This is a genomic window from Moorena sp., from assembly GCF_982860115.1.
The window spans coordinates 1-18,903 of the sequence record NZ_CEYLVT010000011.1; the positions used below are offsets into that span (position 1 = coordinate 1).

18 protein-coding genes are annotated in these 18,903 nt (G+C 43.8%); 6 read left to right on the forward strand and 12 right to left on the reverse strand.

Annotated features, from left to right (window positions below):
• Window positions 1-735 precede the first annotated feature (735 nt).
• From AC4II3_RS03425 to AC4II3_RS03435, 3 genes are all read right to left on the reverse strand, one after another.
• Window positions 736-1,428 carry a PilZ domain-containing protein gene (locus tag AC4II3_RS03425; RefSeq protein WP_488017027.1) on the reverse strand — a complete coding sequence of 231 codons (693 nt, stop codon included), beginning with the start codon at window positions 1,426-1,428 and terminating at the stop codon, window positions 736-738.
• A 189-nt stretch (window positions 1,429-1,617) separates the two neighbouring features.
• Window positions 1,618-1,830: a HetP family heterocyst commitment protein gene (locus AC4II3_RS03430; protein WP_070395443.1), complete on the reverse strand. Its 213-nt coding sequence runs from the start codon at window positions 1,828-1,830 to the stop codon at window positions 1,618-1,620.
• Window positions 1,831-2,608: 778 nt separating this feature from the next.
• Entirely contained in the window at window positions 2,609-3,025 is a 417-nt protein-coding gene (locus AC4II3_RS03435) for a PilZ domain-containing protein (protein WP_488029191.1), read from the reverse strand.
• Between the two features lie 450 nt (window positions 3,026-3,475).
• Here AC4II3_RS03435 and hemJ point away from each other — a divergent pair, with 450 nt between their 5' ends.
• The 3 genes from hemJ (at window position 3,476) to AC4II3_RS03450 (ending at window position 5,240) form a co-directional block, all read left to right on the forward strand.
• On the forward strand, window positions 3,476-4,057 hold the full coding sequence (gene hemJ / locus AC4II3_RS03440; RefSeq protein WP_488016184.1) for a protoporphyrinogen oxidase HemJ: 582 nt from the start codon (window positions 3,476-3,478) through the stop codon (window positions 4,055-4,057).
• A 224-nt stretch (window positions 4,058-4,281) separates the two neighbouring features.
• Window positions 4,282-4,629, forward strand: coding sequence for a hypothetical protein (locus AC4II3_RS03445; RefSeq protein WP_488016182.1), 348 nt, complete (start codon window positions 4,282-4,284; stop codon window positions 4,627-4,629).
• Between the two features lie 218 nt (window positions 4,630-4,847).
• Window positions 4,848-5,240: a hypothetical protein gene (locus AC4II3_RS03450; protein WP_488016180.1), complete on the forward strand. Its 393-nt coding sequence runs from the start codon at window positions 4,848-4,850 to the stop codon at window positions 5,238-5,240.
• 371 nt (window positions 5,241-5,611) lie between these two features.
• On the opposite strand, the gene AC4II3_RS03455 is transcribed toward AC4II3_RS03450, so the two are convergent.
• The 6 genes from AC4II3_RS03455 to rimI all read right to left on the reverse strand — a co-directional run bounded on the left by AC4II3_RS03455 (window position 5,612) and on the right by rimI (window position 12,276).
• Window positions 5,612-5,854 carry a DUF4327 family protein gene (locus AC4II3_RS03455; protein ID WP_070395448.1) on the reverse strand — a complete coding sequence of 81 codons (243 nt, stop codon included), beginning with the start codon at window positions 5,852-5,854 and terminating at the stop codon, window positions 5,612-5,614.
• 612 nt (window positions 5,855-6,466) lie between these two features.
• Complete coding sequence (locus AC4II3_RS03460) at window positions 6,467-8,227, reverse strand: glycoside hydrolase family 3 N-terminal domain-containing protein (RefSeq protein ID WP_488016177.1); 1,761 nt, start codon at window positions 8,225-8,227, stop codon at window positions 6,467-6,469.
• On the reverse strand, window positions 8,224-8,622 hold the full coding sequence (rbfA, locus tag AC4II3_RS03465; protein WP_008179934.1) for a 30S ribosome-binding factor RbfA: 399 nt from the start codon (window positions 8,620-8,622) through the stop codon (window positions 8,224-8,226). Before rbfA ends, AC4II3_RS03460 begins: the two co-directional genes overlap by 4 nt.
• A 74-nt stretch (window positions 8,623-8,696) precedes the next feature.
• Entirely contained in the window at window positions 8,697-8,900 is a 204-nt protein-coding gene (locus tag AC4II3_RS03470; RefSeq protein ID WP_488029190.1) for a DUF751 domain-containing protein, read from the reverse strand.
• A gap of 172 nt (window positions 8,901-9,072) precedes the next feature.
• On the reverse strand, window positions 9,073-11,541 hold the full coding sequence (locus AC4II3_RS03475; RefSeq protein WP_070395450.1) for an ATP-dependent Clp protease ATP-binding subunit: 2,469 nt from the start codon (window positions 11,539-11,541) through the stop codon (window positions 9,073-9,075).
• Between the two features lie 141 nt (window positions 11,542-11,682).
• Complete coding sequence (gene rimI, locus AC4II3_RS03480) at window positions 11,683-12,276, reverse strand: ribosomal protein S18-alanine N-acetyltransferase (RefSeq protein WP_488007290.1); 594 nt, start codon at window positions 12,274-12,276, stop codon at window positions 11,683-11,685.
• A 73-nt stretch (window positions 12,277-12,349) separates the two neighbouring features.
• Between rimI and lysA the strand changes: the two genes are divergently transcribed.
• The 3 genes from lysA to uppS all read left to right on the forward strand — a co-directional run bounded on the left by lysA (window position 12,350) and on the right by uppS (window position 15,619).
• Window positions 12,350-13,765: a diaminopimelate decarboxylase gene (gene lysA, locus AC4II3_RS03485; protein WP_488007288.1), complete on the forward strand. Its 1,416-nt coding sequence runs from the start codon at window positions 12,350-12,352 to the stop codon at window positions 13,763-13,765.
• A 187-nt stretch (window positions 13,766-13,952) separates the two neighbouring features.
• Window positions 13,953-14,873 carry a diadenylate cyclase CdaA gene (gene cdaA / locus AC4II3_RS03490; protein WP_488007286.1) on the forward strand — a complete coding sequence of 307 codons (921 nt, stop codon included), beginning with the start codon at window positions 13,953-13,955 and terminating at the stop codon, window positions 14,871-14,873.
• A complete protein-coding gene (gene uppS, locus AC4II3_RS03495) occupies window positions 14,870-15,619 on the forward strand; it encodes an undecaprenyl pyrophosphate synthase (RefSeq protein ID WP_488007294.1) in 750 nt (249 codons plus the stop codon). Before cdaA ends, uppS begins: the two co-directional genes overlap by 4 nt.
• 171 nt (window positions 15,620-15,790) lie before the next feature.
• Here uppS and AC4II3_RS03500 read toward each other — a convergent pair whose 3' ends face one another.
• From AC4II3_RS03500 to AC4II3_RS03510, 3 genes are all read right to left on the reverse strand, one after another.
• The gene (locus tag AC4II3_RS03500; protein WP_488007284.1) at window positions 15,791-16,063 is read right to left on the reverse strand and encodes a DUF3143 domain-containing protein; all 273 of its coding nucleotides are present in this window, start codon (window positions 16,061-16,063) and stop codon (window positions 15,791-15,793) included.
• A gap of 588 nt (window positions 16,064-16,651) precedes the next feature.
• The gene (locus AC4II3_RS03505; protein WP_488007282.1) at window positions 16,652-17,272 is read right to left on the reverse strand and encodes a J domain-containing protein; all 621 of its coding nucleotides are present in this window, start codon (window positions 17,270-17,272) and stop codon (window positions 16,652-16,654) included.
• A 237-nt stretch (window positions 17,273-17,509) separates the two neighbouring features.
• Window positions 17,510-18,805: an RNA-guided endonuclease InsQ/TnpB family protein gene (locus AC4II3_RS03510; protein WP_488007280.1), complete on the reverse strand. Its 1,296-nt coding sequence runs from the start codon at window positions 18,803-18,805 to the stop codon at window positions 17,510-17,512.
• Window positions 18,806-18,903 lie beyond the last annotated feature (98 nt).

Sequence of the window (18,903 nt, forward strand, 5' to 3'; positions counted from 1 at the left end):
TCCTCCTTGCTACACCCTCTATTATGTCCTAATTATCCCTTTCTTTGCTATAGGTTAAAAGTTATCTTCTTAACCTTGGCCTTAAGGCCGTAGGCCACGCTGCGCGATTAGCCCTTTGGGCTACGGTACGCGAACGGCCACGGTACGCGAACAAGCAAATAAGCTTCAACCTGAAATTTATACCTGGTGTGTTCATGTTCAAGTATGGGTCAATAGTTAACTGATTATTTTTTATTTATAGGGATTTGTAGATAAGTTAATTATAAAAATGGGGTAAAAAAGATAAAGTCCACTTCTTAATTGGCAAGAATAAATAAATTAGTTTAGATGCCAACTGCTCTATTCCCAGATCCGCTTTTCCCCTCCTGGGAGGGGTTAGGGGTGGGTTCCTGTTCCCTAAAAACCCATAAATATGTACTTAAAAACTCGCAAACCGCTATACTTTGTAAATTTACTAATTAATACCATTAAGAAATCCCCTACCTGAAGGCAGGGGATTTAACCTAAGTGCTCATATTTATATTGTAGCTAAATAATGGTATTTTATCAATAAAAATAATAGTTATAAACGAAATTAACTGCCATAAATAAAACTATCATTTTTTTAAAAAAATAGTTTTTTCATAAAAAAACTTTAAAAACAAGGCAAAAAAAACAGAAAGCTTAAAATCATAACCTTACCCCTTAATCTAATCCTGCCACCATAGGTAATTAAGCTAACTTGGTATTACTACTCTAGTCTAGGTCACGACATGGGATCAAAAATGTAGCACCTAATAAGACCAAACTAGCCATCGTTATTGGCTCAGGAGCAGACTCTAAATCATCAACACTCACTAAAGACTGATTAAAGTGAAATCCAATCGGATGCTGCCTAGGAGATTGCTGCCAGCTCAAGCTAGCTTCATCAGTGAGATTTTGACTTGCTACCCAAGAGATACGATCATTAAGACCCTCCAGCAAAATACTGAGAATAGTGCCTGGTGCAACGGTTTGACTACTAGCTAACTGAGCAAGTGCAGAAACTATACAGGCAGCAGCAGCAAACGTTTTCAGTAACACTTTGAACTGAAAGTGATTGCTGAAGATAAGTTGTTTCCGTTCTAATAGTGTATTAAGCTTGACTGGTGAGATATCTAAAAACGTCAATCCTGCTTCATATTTAGCTGGTGAATCTAAAGCAATTTCCCTTTGCCAGGCAATTTTAACCATCGAAGTAGCTGTGTAACTTATTCCTGGTAAGCAGAACTTAATTTTTTTATGTTCCCCAGTTTTTAATGGTTTGTTAATGTAAATTTTGCCACCGCCTCGACTCAGATTAACTACTAAATCATTTTGTTCGGAAATCAGTCCTTCTATCTGATAATTTAGTAAGGTTATATGACGTGGAAATTTCCTACGCTCTTTGAGTAGATGAGTGTTAGTCAAATTAATCTCCTGAAAGATAGGTGTTAGGAGTTAGGGGTTAGGTGTTTGGGGTTAGGTGTTTGGTTTTAGGTGTTTGGTTAATGAGTAATGGTTTTAGTACTTAATGCCTGAGTTAATACCTAATATCTAAAGTCTACAGCCTAAGGCCTAGGATTTTTGAGTAATTTATTATTGTGCTTGTCTTAATGATTAACACCTGTTGAGTATTTTTGATGGTTGAGAGGATGAGGTTTTATTCCGATTGCCTAAGTTATAGTTTTGTTTGATTAACCGATTGTAAGTTCGATAGGGCATATATTGCAAAGGATTGTAGCCAGAAAACCGTAATATCAATACACAAGCCCAGGAATACTTGCCAGAAATTATTGCTTCTATAACTTGATTTAATTGTTCAGTACTCATAAATCTATATAAAGGTAGATGCAGCTAAGCAAAGGGTTTAATTCACTGTAACAACTCCTAAGCAAGTTGTACTAGGTGAAGTTCTGAAATGATAGCAGATGGTAAGATTACCGATCCTGCTGTGTATAAATCTATTCTTTAGACCATAGGTTTACGTTTAGGTTTGCGTTCAGGTTTGATTTAGTATGTTTTCTGTATATTTATGTATACTTTTTTTTTGAGGTATGTGAGCATTCAAAAAATGTTATAATTGCTCATTAAAAATGAAATTAAAAATACAGTAAAACTGCCATGAACCTTGACAAAGTCCATGACAGTTAACTGATTGGATATCACTGATTAAGAGCTCTTCTGTAGATACTCTGCTTAATACCCCCCCAAATCTCTTATCGCCTTACTGGGCAAAGATTTGACTTTATCAACAAATTGTTCACTCTGAAAGCAATGCCCAGTAAATATTTGTTCACAAATTAACTAAACAGGACGCATACACTTATGAGGAAGAGCCTGATTAAGTTGTAGATATTAGTTGAATGTCCTTGATGTTCACTGCTGATGAGCAAGTTGACAAAGCGATGCAGTCGCTCATAGGGGGGACTTCAATGAGCGACTGCATAAAGATATGAACTATCTTTGATTGCAACTTATACCAAGTTTACTTAAAATTAATACTTAAAATTAATCAGTAGTAACTGCTTACCCTATTAATCATTAACACCATCACCCGTCATCTGTTCAAAGGGTAATATCTTTTCTGGAAGCGCACTTAGTCTGAGGATTAGGTATAGCAGGTGTTAGAAGAAGTATTAGCCGGATAATTCCTTAGTAACTTATTCAGCTGAAGTTGAGGCGTTGAAATAGGTGTTGCTGGCAGACCCAACAGACAATCTAGATTTTCTGGTGAGACTGTTACAAACTGTAAACCAGCTCTATAGTTTCCTAGAGAATTTCCTTTAGATCCTTTGCACCACATGACTTTAACTGTAGCAGTAACTGTGTGATTTTGTGGCAAGAAAAACTGTATTTTTATAACTTGACCGACTGGGATAGGTTTTTCACTGCAAATGCTGCAACCTCCTCTACTAATATTAACGACTGGCTGACGAGCTGAGAAGAGACCAGCCAATCGATAAGAAATAGAGGTTTGTTGGCGAGGTGATCTTCTTTTTTCTCGCATGCTGCTGGCATTAATCATACGCTTGACATTGATTAAGTAAAACGTTTGCCTGTCTTGATGCAAAGCGCGAGTGGGGGTTTACCCCAAGACCGCTTAGGTGCGCTTGACCCGTAATTAAATTCGCCATGGGTCGCACCTGGTGCATCGCTTTTATTTGTCTTTATTTGTCCATTGTCTCAACCCCAGGTTTACGCTATGGTTCATCTACCTGTTTGACTCTGTATGGTTTTTGTATGAGTTTAATAAGACATGAGATAATCGTAAGCATTTAGCGATCAGCTCTGGTCTACTAAGCTTTTGAAGCAAGGAAAACTTAGGCATTTGGCTGAGGAGCATGAGTATATGATTATTCATGGGACTTCCCTCAAGAACCTGATAGCTGATACGCGACACGCGCTATAGCTGAAGTCAGCAGGCTAGACACTGCTGAGCTGCATGAAGCTGTTGTAATAATGGAGGACACAATCTATGGCTTATTTCTGGTTCAAGGCGTTTCACTTCATAGGTGTAGTGGTTTGGTTTGCCGGTCTGTTTTATCTGGTGCGTCTGTTTGTCTATCATGCAGAGGCTTCACAGGAGCAGGAACCTGCCCAAACCATTCTCAAAAATCAGTATGAGATTATGGAAAAACGTCTCTACCACATAATTACTACCCCAGGTATGGTGGTAACCGTAGCGATGGCAATTGGTTTACTGCTAACAGAACCAGAAGTGCTCAAGCAAGGTTGGTTACATATCAAACTGGCTTTTGTCGCCCTTTTACTGGTCTATCATTTCTATTGCGGTAGGATTATGCGACGGCTGGCTGCCAATGAATGCAGTTGGACTGGTCAGCAGTTTCGTGCTCTTAATGAGGCACCTACTGTCTTGCTGATGGTAATTGTTTTACTGGCAGTGTTTAAGAACAGTTTGCCTACAGATATTACCTCTTGGTTAATTGTTGCGATGATTATAGTAATGGCTGCCTCAATTCAGCTGTATGCCAAAAAGCGGAAGCGGGACAAAGAGAAAAGCTTGGCTACCACGTCCCAAGCAGAGCCTCAGCTTTGATTATCAGCTTTGATTAATAGTCATTGGGGACCGATGTTAGTCCCCACAGGAAAGTATAATCCCCATAGGAAAGTATAATAAGGGCTTAATGTTTTTCCCCTTGAAGTTAACCGTTGACCGTTGACGTGAACTGCATCGGCTGGGTATAATTTTTCGTTTATTTTTCCCGACTTAACTTATCAACCACGATTAACAAACAATCGATAACATCTTAGAGTTGCCTTATGTCCGCTATACCACTTAAATTAAATCTTAATGACGGTTCGGTGTCTTTTCCATTCACCGCCGATGCTGCCAAAAAATTAAAAGGTGAACTTTACCAACTGATGCAGAGTCTCAAAGCTGCTGCTCAGGTATCTAGTGGTGGTAGACCCAAGCCTCAAAAACCGATGGAGTACCAATTTACTGGGGATGTCTTTCTTGAGATTTTCTGCAATCCCAATATCTATCCTTCTCCGTTTGCTGCTAAGGTCTTAATAACCCTCAGAGATGATCGCATCCGCTTGAGTACGGAAGCTGAACTAACTCGTGTGGTAGAAGATGTTAACCTGTATTTGGAACAAGTAAGCTGAAGGCTTGGGTGTCATTTCCAGCTACTGTTGTCACATGACATCCTGCCTAATGTCTCTCAAGAAACTAAGGTCAGAGGCAACAGGCGGGTCAGAGGCAACAGGGGGAGATGGTTAAGATGGGGAAGAATTTGTTAAGCGTTTCGGCTCTTCCATAGCAGATAAACTGCACGTCCGTGGGACGTTCTTAAGAAAAAATTTATGGGAAATCGTTAGTATAAATGAACTCCAACAATCTCCTGGAATTACTGCAAACTGGGTTTCGCGCCTCCTTGGGGGCAACAGCCTCTTTCGTTGAAACCCTGCAAGACCCTCAAAAGCGTGAAGAAAGTTTGGCTCAGCTTCAGTCAGATTTAAATCAACAGGTGACTGAGTGGGCGGAAAAAGGAGAGACTACTGAAATTGAAGCCCGACGTTTTATTGAGCAGATGTGGAATCAACCAGGTAATCCCGTGGGTCCACCGACAACAGATACCTCCAGTGATCCTGCTGCACCGTCATCTAGCAATCCTGTTGAGTCCAATGCACAGGATGATATTGAGGAACTGACAACACAACTTGCTGATCTTCGCAATCAGTTAGAGGAGTTGCGTAAATCAGACAATAATAGTTAGATTGACGCGGAGCTTGAAAAAACTCAGCCTGAGTGGGAGACTAAAGTGGGAGACTAATAGGCTAGAAATCAACCACGGTAAACACAAACTTTGCTCAATCTCTGAAATTTGTGTTTTCATCTAATGGATTTACCCACTCAGCGCTGAGATACCATCAATTCAAGGCTTTTTATTAAAAATGGCAGCTTTGTTACTCCCCAACACCATTCCTTGAAGTTTGCTGATATATAATCAACCGCTGACGGTTACCCAACCAATCCGGTAAGTCACTATAGCCTTTATCGGTGGCATTGATAGGGTTTTGCTGGTTACCGACTTGATCGCACTTTTTTGTCTAAGGATCAGCTTCTATGCCGTGTGACTGAGGTACCTTAGTCATTTTCCCATTGTTGAGAACCGATCAGGTCAGCAATGCGGTCTCTTAGCAGGAATTCGCACTGCTCTAGCTCACACTCCACACACAGCCATTCTCGAGCTGGAATATATTGGCAAAGAACGTAAATGGGCTGTTGACGACTGACAAATCCTTTATCCACCAAGCGACGTGCTTCGTCTTGGATCACATCGATTGAGTAACGGATAGAAGGGGTAGATGGCACTGTGTTAACACTCATGGATATCTTATCAGCTTGATCTAAAAAACGGGGATACGATTATCTTAATCGAAATTTACTTACTGTGAAATAAAATTATTTCAGTATAAGAAGTTACCATTGACCAAGATTTGTTGATAAGGATCTTCAAATACCTTAGCCAAGTTGTCAAAGTCTAACCCATGGCAAGCTAAAATGCCTACTGGGTTATGACTGAGACATTGATCATTGGCTGTAGCAGCTATCTTCCTCTCAAGCCCCCTATATCTATATCAACCACCTGGCTGCCAAACCCTTATGATCAACCCAATCAGATAACATTGGTTTGGTAATCAGAATATGGGATATATTTTAGAGACTGTTTGTTAAATAAAGCTTAAATCCTTGCGTAGGGTTGGATAGGGGGCGAGTAGTTTAGCAGTGCGACCTTGGTCGGGTTTCCCGACAAGGGTGAACGCGCACCAACAGAAAAGCTTATCTTCTAACAGAGCTGTCCGCCGTAACCCACCCATATATTGGTTTTATTAAAAAAAATATTTACTATAGGTCTTGCAGTAGTTCATATCCATCTTGTCCTCTGATCAAGCTGTAGGGGGGCAAATTGGCAAAAATTATCTTAAAACTCAATAAAACTTAAATAAATCTCACAAAAGTATCTATGGTTGAACTTTCGGGTAACAATGCTTCAAGAGCGATCGCTTGAGCTGCTGGCATCTGCCCGTAAGAGAATACATATGGTGTTTCCGGTGGCAACTCTGGAAGGAACTGCTCTAACACATAAGGACTACCGTAAATCACCAGAGCTTGTAAATCCCCAGTTTTCAACAACATCTTAAGCCATGCCCTAGCTACTGCTGTCAATCCAGCACTACCCCGAAACGGGTTACCTCGGATAAATAGCTGTAGCAGAGTAGTTTTAGCACCAACAGGATTATCGACGACTTCCGAAGGTAGGGTCGTGTGACTATCAACCAGTTGGAGTTTGTAACCCAGCCTTCTTGGTAAAGCGACTGCTGGTGTGTGCTGCCCCAAAAAGTCACAACCTAAGAGATCATCGACCAAAATTAGATTACGTAACGGTTGATTACTGCTGCTGGGTATTGATGATAAAGCTAGAAAACCTCTAGTTATCTGGGAAGCTTGGAGAATATCGACTACAGTCGTTAGGGTAGTTGGTTGAGATAGTTGCGAGAGCCAATTGGGGTTGGGTTGAAATGTTATCGGTTGTTGAGCTGGATCATCGTCTAAGCTGGACTCCAGGACAGGTTGTGAGGGTGGGTTTTGTAGAGATGGTATTTGTTGTGCAGCGGAGTGTTCGTCTAAACCCTCTCTTTGACAGTGATAGCCCACTTTACGTTTTGCACGACTGATGCGCTCTACTGATGCCTGAATCCGCTCCCGTGAGATCCGTCCTTGTTCGACTGCTTGACAGACTGCCTCAATTGCTGTCTCGGGATTAACGGGCATCAAGAGAATATCAGCACCGGCTTCTACAGCCATGACTGTGGCTTCATCGGCACCATAGCGATTAGCAATTGCCCCCATCACTAGAGCATCGGTCACAATCAGTCCTTCAAATCCCAAGTCTGTGCGCAACAGTTGAGTCAAAATTCGCTCAGACAGGGTGGCGGGGTGTTGGTCATCCCAAGCTGTAATTAGGAGGTGAGCGGTCATGATGGCATCTACCCCAGCAGCGATCGCATTGGTAAAGGGAGGCAATTCAACCGTAGCTAGTCGGGGTGGTGAGTGGGGCAAGACTGGTAAATCCAGATGGGAATCTGTCGCGGTATCGCCATGACCGGGAAAATGCTTGGCAGTGGTTAAGACTGGATAGGGTCGGGTTCCTTGGATAAAGGCAGAAGCCAATTGGCTAACGATTTGAGGGTTATCACCAAAGGACCGGACATTGATAACAGGATTTTGGGAATTGTTGTTGACATCAACAACTGGTGCCAGGATCCAGTTAATCCCAATTGCCAACGCTTCAGTAGCCGTGATTTCTCCCATGGTACGGACATACTGCAAAGCTGGCTCAGGATCGTTTTGGGCAATGGCTCCCAGTGCCATCGGTGGGGGAAACCAGGTGGCACCGGCAAACCTTTGACCCACACCTTCTTCAATATCAGCAGCGATCAGTAAGGGAATTTTTGCCCACTCTTGGAGTTGTTTCGACCTGAGGGCAAGTTCCACAGCACTCCCGCCTAGTAAAATAACACCCCCAATACCTAACTCTTGCAACCAACGCTGCAATTGTTCGGCTGGGGGTTCCCAAATCGGATACTGAATTTGGTGATCAAATAGGTAGCCGGATGCTCGAACCACTACCATTTGCGCCACCTGTTCTGCTAGGGAAAGGTTATTTAGATCAGGTAGTGACTTTGGGAGAGAATTCAAGCTTGTGCTCCAGAAATATCGTCTTCGAGTTGCTTGCTCTGGCGTTCTTGAGAAAGCTGATTCAGTAAGTTCAGCATCTGATCGCCTCCTTCGAGACCACGGTCTTCAATAAACATCACCTCTGGTGTGCGGCGCAGGCGAATCCGCCGACCTAGTTCTCGGCGGACATAACCTGTAGCTGATTTTAATCCAGCCATTGTTTTAGATCTTGCCTCATCAGTGCCATAGATGCTGACATAGATCTTAGCGTGCTGCAAGTCGCCAGAGACATCAACGTTGGTAATGCTAACCATCCCACTACCGACCCGGTCATCTTTGATATCGTTAAGCAACATTTGACTAACCTCCTGCTGAATTAGGGAGGAAACCCGAAAAACACGGCGATTTGTAGTCATGACGTTCCCTTTGTTAAAGTATGGGCATCATCGAAAGCTGCGCGCACCTAGTCTAAACCTAGTCTAAACCTAGTCTAAACCGGAGTGAAGCCGAGCATCCCACGTAGGGTGAAAACCAAGAATAGACAAACTCCCACGGCTATGCCAATTAATGCGATCGCAGTTAGGGGGCGGTTCAGTAGTGGTTTTACCAGCAAAAACACGGAATAGAATATTCCTAGAGTAATACTGATTAGGTAGCGTGGGTAACGAGATACATTTTTAAAAAAGTCTTCCATTATCCTATAAATTCTTATAGTGCCATTTTTAATACTGGTAGCACTTTTTTAGCTTCTTCCGTACGTATTCTGGTAATTTGTCATAAACAATGCCAAAAATTTCCCCCCTCTTAGTAAGGGGGGATTAAGGGGAGTTAGCACAGGATAATTAGGGGCTTTACCCTAAAATTACTTACTCAACTCCTTGAGGCAAAAGCTCTCGGTTTTCCTTACGACTGACTTGTACCTTACCCTCTTCATTGACATCAACATAGGCAATATCTCCTTCCTTAATGCGACTGGAGAGAATTTCTTCTGCCAGCACATCCTCCAACAACCGCATGATGGCTCGGCGTAATGGTCTGGCACCGTAGCTGGGGTTGTAACCCTCTTCGATCAAACGGTCTTTGAATTTCTCGCTGACTTCTAGAGTAATGCCTTGTTCGTACAGACGACCAAACACTTCTTTTAACAGAATCTTGGCAATGTCCTTGACTTCTTCTTTGGTCAACTGACGGAAGACGATAATCTCATCTAAACGATTCAGGAACTCTGGGCGGAAGTACTGTTTAAGTTCTTCGTTCACTAGATTCCGAATTCGATTATATTGGGATTCCGCTTGATTATCGCTGAACTCGAAGCCCAGTTGTCCGCCACCCTTTTCAATAACCTTGGAACCGATATTCGAGGTCATGATCAGCAGGGTGTTCTTAAAGTCTACCGTCCGACCCTTGGAGTCAGTCAACCTGCCATCCTCTAGGATTTGCAGCAGCATATTGAACACATCTGGGTGTGCCTTTTCAATTTCATCGAACAGCACTACTGTGTAAGGACGACGACGCACTGCCTCAGTTAGTTGACCACCTTCGTTGTAGCCCACATATCCAGGAGGCGAACCTACCAACTTACTAACGGTATGGCGCTCCATGTATTCGGACATATCTAGGCGCACCATGGCTTCTTCAGACCCGAAGAAGTAAGCTGCCAAAGACTTAGCTAATTCTGTTTTACCGACCCCTGTAGGTCCAGAGAAGACAAAACTGGCAATAGGACGGTTGGGATTCTTTAAGCCTACCCTGGCTCGACGAATTGCTCGGGAAACGGCTTTAACCGCATCTTCCTGACCAATCAGGCGCTGATGCAGGGTATCTTCCATGTGCAGTAGTTTCTCTGACTCTGATTCAGTCAGTTTTTGTACCGGCACACCAGTCCAAGAGGCAACAATGTGAGCAATGTCCTCTTCATCTACAACTGGGCTTTCATCAGTACCCCGAGATTCGTTCTTCTTGCTTTGGGCAATTGAGCGAATTTCCGCCTTTATTTCCATTTCGCGATCGCGTAGTTCCCCAGCTCGATCAAAGTCCTGGGAGCGTACCGCATCATCTTTTTCTTTTAGGACCTGACGCAGTTCTTTATCTAGCTCTTTTGCTGCTGGGGGCAACTGGGAGTTAATCAAACGCACTCGGCTTCCTGCTTCATCGATCAGGTCAATGGCCTTATCTGGCAGGTAACGGTCGGAAATATAACGGTCTGAGAGGTTTGCTGCTGCTTCGAGAGCCTCATCGGAAATTTTCAATTTGTGGTGTTGCTCGTAGCGCTCCCGCAAGCCGTATAGAATTTCAATAGTTTCTTCTACTGATGGTTCACCGACCATTACTGGTTGGAAACGACGTTCTAGGGCTGCATCCCGCTCAATGTGTTTGCGGTACTCATCCAAAGTTGTCGCTCCAATGCACTGCAATTCTCCCCTTGCTAAGGCTGGTTTGAGGATATTTGCCGCATCAATTGCGCCTTCAGCTGCACCTGCACCAATCAGGGTATGAACCTCGTCAATCACCAGGATTACGTTAGATGCCTGACGAATTTCATCCATAATTTTTTTCAGGCGTTCTTCAAACTCACCCCGGTATTTGGTTCCAGCGACCAGTAAGCCAATATCGAGGGTAACGACTCGCTTTTCTTCCAAAATGTCTGGAACATCATTGTTAGCGATTCGTTGCGCTAAGCCTTCTGCGATCGCAGTTTTCCCTACCCCTGGTTCTCCGATCAATACTGGGTTATTCTTGGTACGGCGTCCCAATATCTGGATTACCCGTTCTATTTCCTTTTCCCGTCCTACTACTGGATCTAGCTTGCCTTCACTAGCCATTTGGGTTAGGTTTGAGCCAAACTCATCGAGAGTAGGAGTTTTTGTACGACCTTGAGATGCTCCTGCTGTGACTTCCGCCGTTTCACCCAACATTCGGATAACTTGGGTTCTGACTTTAGACAGGTCTACTCCTAGGTTTTCCAAAACCCTAGCCGCTACGCCTTCTCCCTCCCGTATTAGCCCCAGTAGCAGATGTTCTGTACCAATGTAGTTATGGCCTAGCTGGCGAGCTTCTTCTAGGGATAGCTCCAGAACCCGCTTTGCTCTGGGGGTAAAGGGGATTTCGACAGCAACGAAGCCGGAACCCCTGCCAATAATTTTCTCGACTTCAATCCGAGCGTCTTTGAGATTTACGCCCATAGATTTGAGGACCTTGGCAGCTACGCCAGTTCCTTCTCCAATCAAACCCAGGAGGATTTGCTCTGTGCCTACGAAATTATGACCTAGGCGACGTGCTTCTTCCTGAGCCAGCATGATCACCTTAATGGCTTTTTCTGTAAAGCGTTCAAACATGGCGTATTCCCATCACCTGTTGCATGCCCGTGTAAGCTGATTCTAGCACAGGTAAATCAGCCCACCGTTGATTTTGACACAACTCGCAGCAATTGAAACAGTTATTTACTTACTTCCGATGCCATTTCTAGTTATTAGCCATTAACCAATTTCCAGGTCTTTAGCGGCCAAGCGCTGTTTAATTTCCTCGTAACAATCGGCCATTGTTTTCTCAAATTCAGAGGTTTTCAGACCCCCTCGCCATAAAATCAGAGCATCCTCCCCAGTGTCTTTGTAATAGTTTTTTCGTCGTCCAGCTTCAGTGAAGCCGAACTTTTGGTAAAGAGCCAGTGCTGCTTGATTAGATGGTTTCACCTCTAAGGTTGCCCACTCTAAATTACGCTGTTTAGCATCCTGTAGCAAGGAATAAAGCAGTAATTGACCCAAACCTTGACGTTGATAATCAGGATGCACTGCCAGAATGATAATATGGGCTTCCTCCAAAATTGACCAAAAACAACCTAAGCCTACCAGGCAATTGGGTAATGAGGTGATGGGAACACCTGTGCCTTCAAGCAAAGTTTCTTTTTTGCCCCCTTTTGGAGGAGCTTCCAAAACCAACAACTGACTGTTGGGGCTATCCAACTCTCGCTCGTAACCCGACCGAGTCCAAAGTCCACCAAAACACAGCTGATCTAGTGCCACTGCGGCACTTAGGTGCTCTGCTTTGAGGGGTTTAAGTTTTAAGACAGTCACAGCCTTCAATTGTACACTGATTAACGAGACGCAAGTTCCAACTCTAAAGCAAAATCAGGAAAATAATTACATAATGCTATCGACTCAACCCACTCAGGTTAAGAATTCAGGGCTTCAGTATCTCGATTCATCTATCACTCCAGAGCCAAATAATGGTGGGTCAAACCCCTCACCGAATCAGAGACTGCTACCTCTAACCGCCAAAGTTAACAGCCGTGACTGCTTGGAAATTGGTGGTTGCGATGTGACGACTCTAGTCGAGCAATTTGGCTCCCCCCTTTACATTGTGGACGAAGTAACCTTTAGAACTGCTTGTCATCAGTATCGGGAAGCCTTTGCTAACTACTACCCCGGAGAATCCCTGGTCCTCTACGCTTCTAAAGCCTGGAATTGTTTAGCAATTTGTGCGATCGCAAACTCTGAAAGCCTCGGAATCGATGTGGTTTCTGGTGGTGAGCTCTACACTGCTCTACAAGCTGGTGTTAGTGCTGACAAACTCTATTTCCATGGCAATAATAAATCTACTAGTGAACTGGAACTAGCGACCGAGAGTGGCTGCACCATCGTAGTGGATAACTGGCTCGAATTAAAAGCCCTGGCTTCCTTACCACAAGAGAATATCCGGATCATGATTCGCTTGACCCCAGGGATCGAGTGTCACACCCACGATTACATTCGCACGGGTCACCTAGACAGTAAGTTTGGCTTTGATCCCGATACCTGGGATGAAGTTTTTACCTTTATCAGCCAACAGCCAACCCTCAACTTTGTTGGTTTACACGCCCACATTGGCTCTCAGATTTTTGAGAGGCAACCCCATCAAGATCTGGCGAAAGTGCTAGTGGAGTGTATTGTTAAAGCGGCTGACTACGATTTGCGAGTAGAACAGATCAATGTAGGAGGAGGCTTAGGGATTTGTTATCTAGAATCCGATGACCCTCCTACGATTGATGATTGGGTCAAGGGAATCTGTGAATCTGTTGTTGCTGCTTGCACCTCTCGGCAACTCGTCCTACCGAAACTGCTATCGGAACCCGGACGTTCCATTGTTGGTCCAGCCTGTGTAACCGCCTACACTCTGGGCAGTTCTAAAGTCATCCCCGAAATCCGGACTTACTTGACAGTTGATGGGGGTATGTCAGATAACCCGCGTCCGATTACCTACCAATCCGTTTATCGCTCTGTGGTTGCCAACCGGATGTCAGATCCCCTAACCGAAAAAATCACAATTGCGGGTAAACATTGTGAATCAGGGGACATTCTGATTAAAGATGCCACCTTACCTCAAACTCAACCAGGAGATATTTTAGTGGTAATGGCTACTGGTGCCTACAATTACAGCATGGCATCTAATTACAATCGGTTACCCAGACCAGCAGCAGTTTTAGTCAAGGACGGAGAAGCCCAGGTGATTGTGCAGCGGGAAACTTACCAAGATTTAATTCGCCTAGATCGAATCCCAGAACGACTCACCCAGAGCATAAATTAGCTAAAAGCTAAAAGCTAAAAGCTAAAAGCTAAAAGCTATTGGTTGTTGATGGTTGACTTTTGGCTAACCGCCAATAATTAACCATTAACCATTAACCATTAACTTTTTAATAACTAATCACTTGGCTGACGCTAAAATCAAGCCAGTTCGACTCCATCTCCATCCTTAATTCTTTCCTGAACGTTCAATGCCTCCGTTGTCGGGTTCTGGTACTGACCATAGCTGGGCTCAGTCATTGTTGCTTCACAGCATCGATGTTGGGTTGGTTCTAGCCCTTACTTATCTTGTGCTCCTCATCATTGGGGAGCGACGCACCTTATGGATGGTTCGAGGGCTAATTGTCCTGATGTTAGCCGCAGCAGTAAGTAATAGGTTAGGGTTGACGCTATTGAGTTTTGTGCTAGAAAAGTTGGTGGTTGGCTCAGCTGTGGCAATGGCTGTCATCTTCCAGTCAGAGTTTCGTCGATTTCTTGAACAGTTAGGTCGAGGAGAGATTGTGCAGTTGTTTCAAGGACAACGACGTCCCACTCCTAAGCCTGACAGTGTAATCAATGAAATCGTAGACGCGGTCAAAGAGTTGTCTCAAAATCGAGTTGGCGCTTTGATAACTTTAGAAACCAATGGTCCAATTGATGAGCGGGATGTTTCTGTACCGGGTGTTCAGCTAAATGCTGAAATTTCTAAAGAACTACTGCAAACCATTTTCCAAACAACTACGTTGTTACACGATGGAGCTGTATTAATTCGTGGCTCTCGGGTTGTGGCTGCGGGGGTGATTTTGCCTCTTTCTGAGCGTACAGCCTCTCGGAAGCTGGGTACCCGCCATCGGGCTGCGATGGGAATTACAGAACGTGTCGAAAATTGCCTTTGTATTGTTGTATCTGAAGAGACGGGTTCAATTTCTTTGGCGGAAAAAGGAGGATTGTACCGACCTCTAACTAGCACGAAACTCAAACAATTGCTAGAGGAACGATTTTCTCCAGTCGTGGATCGTGAGGTAGTTGCTCCAGGTCTACGCAACCTAGGTCGCCAATTCAAGTCCCAGGGACGGGTGCTAGTTTCACGTTTCCTCCGTCTTCCATCATCAACGTCTCAAGAGAAAAAATAACTGCTATGCAAACTATCCTAAACAAATTACCAAGCGACCTTTCACCAGACCGTTTGCCTAGACATGTGGCAGTGATTATGGATGGTAATGGTCGCTGGGCAAAACGCCGGGGACTACCTCGGGTTATAGGACATCGGCAAGGGGTGGACGCTCTCAAAAAACTATTGCGTTGTTGTGATGATTGGGGAATCAAAGCCCTTACCGCCTATGCATTTTCTACAGAAAACTGGGGACGTCCCTTAGAAGAGGTCGAGTTTCTGATGACCTTGTTCGAGCGAGTTTTGGCTAAAGAACTTCAAGAAATGATGGAGGAGAATGTTCGGATTCAGTTTGTGGGAAATTTGACGGCCTTACCCCCATCCTTGCAAGCACAAATTGAGCATTCTATGAATGAAACTCTCAATAATACTGGCATTCAGTTTACTGTGGCTACTAACTACGGAGCACGCCAGGAAATTATACAAGCCTGTAGAGCCATTGCTACTCAGGTCCAGCTTGGTCACATCCAACCAGATGACATTGACGAAGCCCTATTTTCACGCCATCTCTATACTGCCAATGTCTGTGACCCAGACTTGCTAATTCGCACTAGTGGGGAAATGCGCTTGAGCAATTTCCTACTTTGGCAAATGGCTTATGGGGAACTTTACATCACAGATACCCTATGGCCAGATTTTGACCGTGGAGAGTTTCACCGTGCTTTGTCTACTTATCAGCAGCGTGAACGTCGGTTTGGCAAAGTCTAAGAATGGTTAAAGGTTTTTTAGTTGTTCGCTTTTGGCGTTCGGTGTAGGGTAGGTTTTTTAGTTGTTCGCGTAGGGAACAACCTTATAACTTTCAACCTTTTAACCTTGGCCAAAAGGCCACGCTACAAGGGACAACCTTATAACTTTCAACGACCGCAGACCCTTCACCCACTAAGGACCACAGAAAACTGCATCTTCTATATCTTTGCGGCTGAGGGAATACTTGAAAGATCGTTGAATATCTTGTCCATCTTCCCCAGACTTGAGGTAGCGCACGATTAACTCCTCTACCTCAAGGCAAAGTTCTGCTTTCCAGGTAGGTCGATCAACACGCCAGCAATGTAGATCATTACTGTCTTGTTCACATCCTAGTATTTTCAGCCAACTTTCTATTTCAGGTAGAGGGTGGTTATACAAGGGGGTATCACCTGGCGGAAGTGTCATATCGTGTCCGGTTAACTATTTATAATTATTGGTGGTACATCAGTTTGACACTCCTCGGCGTGAACGCGCGAGGATTCTTTAGAGGAGGTACCCTTTTGGGGCATTGCTCGTAACAACTACCAACATGGGGTTGATAGTCCACTTGGCGGTGCCAATTGCCTCTACCCTCTCCGACAAAAATGTCATTGAGTCTACTTTTGTGAAGTAATTTGAAACGCTCACCAAAAAGACTCAGGCGCGCTTTCCGTTTGAAGAATTAAATTCGCGTAATCGTCGCGCCTTTTGCGTGGCATTGGGCTGGAATTGGAGTCATTGACCGAGTCCCCATTTCGAGTAACTACCATTTAACCAAGGCGTCCCACTGCTAGGAGTTTCACCTTACCTTTTCAGGTCATTGCGTCTTCTAGAAATCTAACACAAAGCCGTCCTATAAGGACGGGGTTTCAGACCCAATTCTTTGATGAAATTGAAAATTGTCAATGGTCACGTGACAATTTTCAATTAACATTTAAGACAATTAACATTTATGGGATAAACCCTATTATAAGGGATTATCCAGACTTAATATTATAAGTTATTCTTGATCAGTTATTCTGAGGAATGGGTTATCTGGGTATTTTGGGCTGATTGGTTATTAACCGGTATTTGACTATCCAAATTCTCAGGTTTTGCCTGTTGAATAGAATTAATCTCGGGTAAAGTAAGCAAATCATGACCACTGGGTTTAGAAATTAGCAGAGCAGCTTCACCTTGGGTTAATCCAATAGCTATGGCTAGTAGTAAGCAGCCTAAAAAGGTTAGTCCTAAAATGAATAGGACAAAGATCTCCCCAGCTGAAAGGGGGCGGTCAGTGGGATCAAGATAAGCTGAGGACGAGGAGCTTGGTGGCTTTTGATTAACCGGATTGTTTAAACTAGGGGGTGGCTGAATCACATTGAGGCGGGAATAACCAATTTTTTGGTCATAGATTGCTCGTCGCTCTGGATTACTCAGGATAGCATAGGCTTGGTTCAGCTTTTGGAATTTAATCGTGGCAGTTTCAGTGGGTAAGTCGGTTGTATCAGGATGATAGCACTTACTGAGTTGCCGATAGGCACGTCGGATAGCTATGGGTGATGCACTAGGGTGCAATCCCAGTATTTCGTAATAACTCGTAGAGTTTGGGCTTTCGCGATTCCTAATGTTTTGTCTGACCCGATCTTGTGCCACTTCAGTTTTATCCTAACTGGTTAGACAACGCTTTCGATTATTGTGACATTTGGAAGGAGCCTGATCCTTTAATCTTGGCACAAAACCTAACAATTCCGGTAAACTAAGCTTAACTTCACCTATTATAGTGAGCATGGGAACGGTTATCCTGACCCGTGGTTAAACCATTCCTTTTTAACTAAGGTTTAGCTAATTGCAATATCAAGAAGTGACATACTCCCGACGCCCAATCTTTGATTACGGCGCGGGCTTCTTAACCTCACGATTAAGAGTTTCTGCGTAGCACTTATCTAGGTACAAAACCCCCGACAGTACGCTACGTCCGGTATGAACTGCCGAGGAAGCCTCGGCAGACACGGACTTATCAGCAGACAGTTTCCTTTCCCCAATTGTCCTTGGGTACTTATTGATTCCACGATTACGCATTACTTCGGCTGAAGCGACATCTCTATGGTTGGAATACCCGCATTCATCACAGGTATGCCAACGGATTGAGAGGTTATTATCCCACTCGGTTCCACATTCAGGACATTGCTTTGATGTCCCTTTATGGTCAACTTCTGCGAAAAACTTTCCTCGTTTCCAACATACCCATTTCAATAATTCTCTGAACTGACCAAAGCCAGCATCAAGAGAATGCTTACCCAGAAAGCCCTTTGCCATTACTCTGTAATCAATGTCTTCTACAAAAATTGAATCAGCCTGGTCACAGAGTTGATGTGCAACTTTAAGGTGAAAATCTTTACGGGTATTACCAATTTGGTGATGTAACCGTGCTACCTTGATTTGTGCTTTTTCGTAATTCTTAGACCGTTTCTTTTTTCGAGATGCTCTACGTTGCAGCAATTTCAGCTCGCGTTGTAGGTCTATGAAAAACCTCGGTCTAGGAATCGTTAAATTATCTGATGTAGCTAGGAAATCAATCAACCCGACATCTACTCCGATTGCTCGTCCAAAAGCCTGGTTTTCCGGAACACAAACATCAGCTTGAATGGTGATAACAACAAACCATTTTGTTCCTCGACATCTTGATACAACTCGTACAGTCTTGATTTGAAATCCTTCAGGGATTTCTCGATGTAATCTCAGATCTACAAGCCCAATCTTGGGTAGTTTGATTTGATCCCCCTTAATTGGATTAGTCGCAAACTGAGGAAACAAAAACGATTGATAGCGACCGTACTTTTTAAATCGTGGAAAACCTTTTCCTCTTTGTCTGAACGACTCCCAAGAAGTATGTAATCGCTTAATGACATCTTGAGTGACTTGAGAGTGAACTTCTTTCAAGTCAGATTCAGTCTTTTTCCATTGCGTTAACTGTCGCTTCTGTGACCTGTATCCGGGGAATGGAATGTCAGGCGACATGATATATTCCCTATTAAGCGAGCACCGATCAACTGCACACTTCCGACTATTCATCCAGTCCTTTAAGTCTCGCAGGCAACGGTTATAAAGTCGTCGGCAAGTTTCTAGCCAACTCAACATTAATTCCTCTTGAGCTGTATCTGGATAAATTCGATAAGTGTAGTTCATGATTAGTGCCATCAAAATATCTTAACACAAACCAGGTGAATGATAACTGTTAATTTACATAAACCCTGTCCCGGCTATCATCCCGACACCAAATCAAA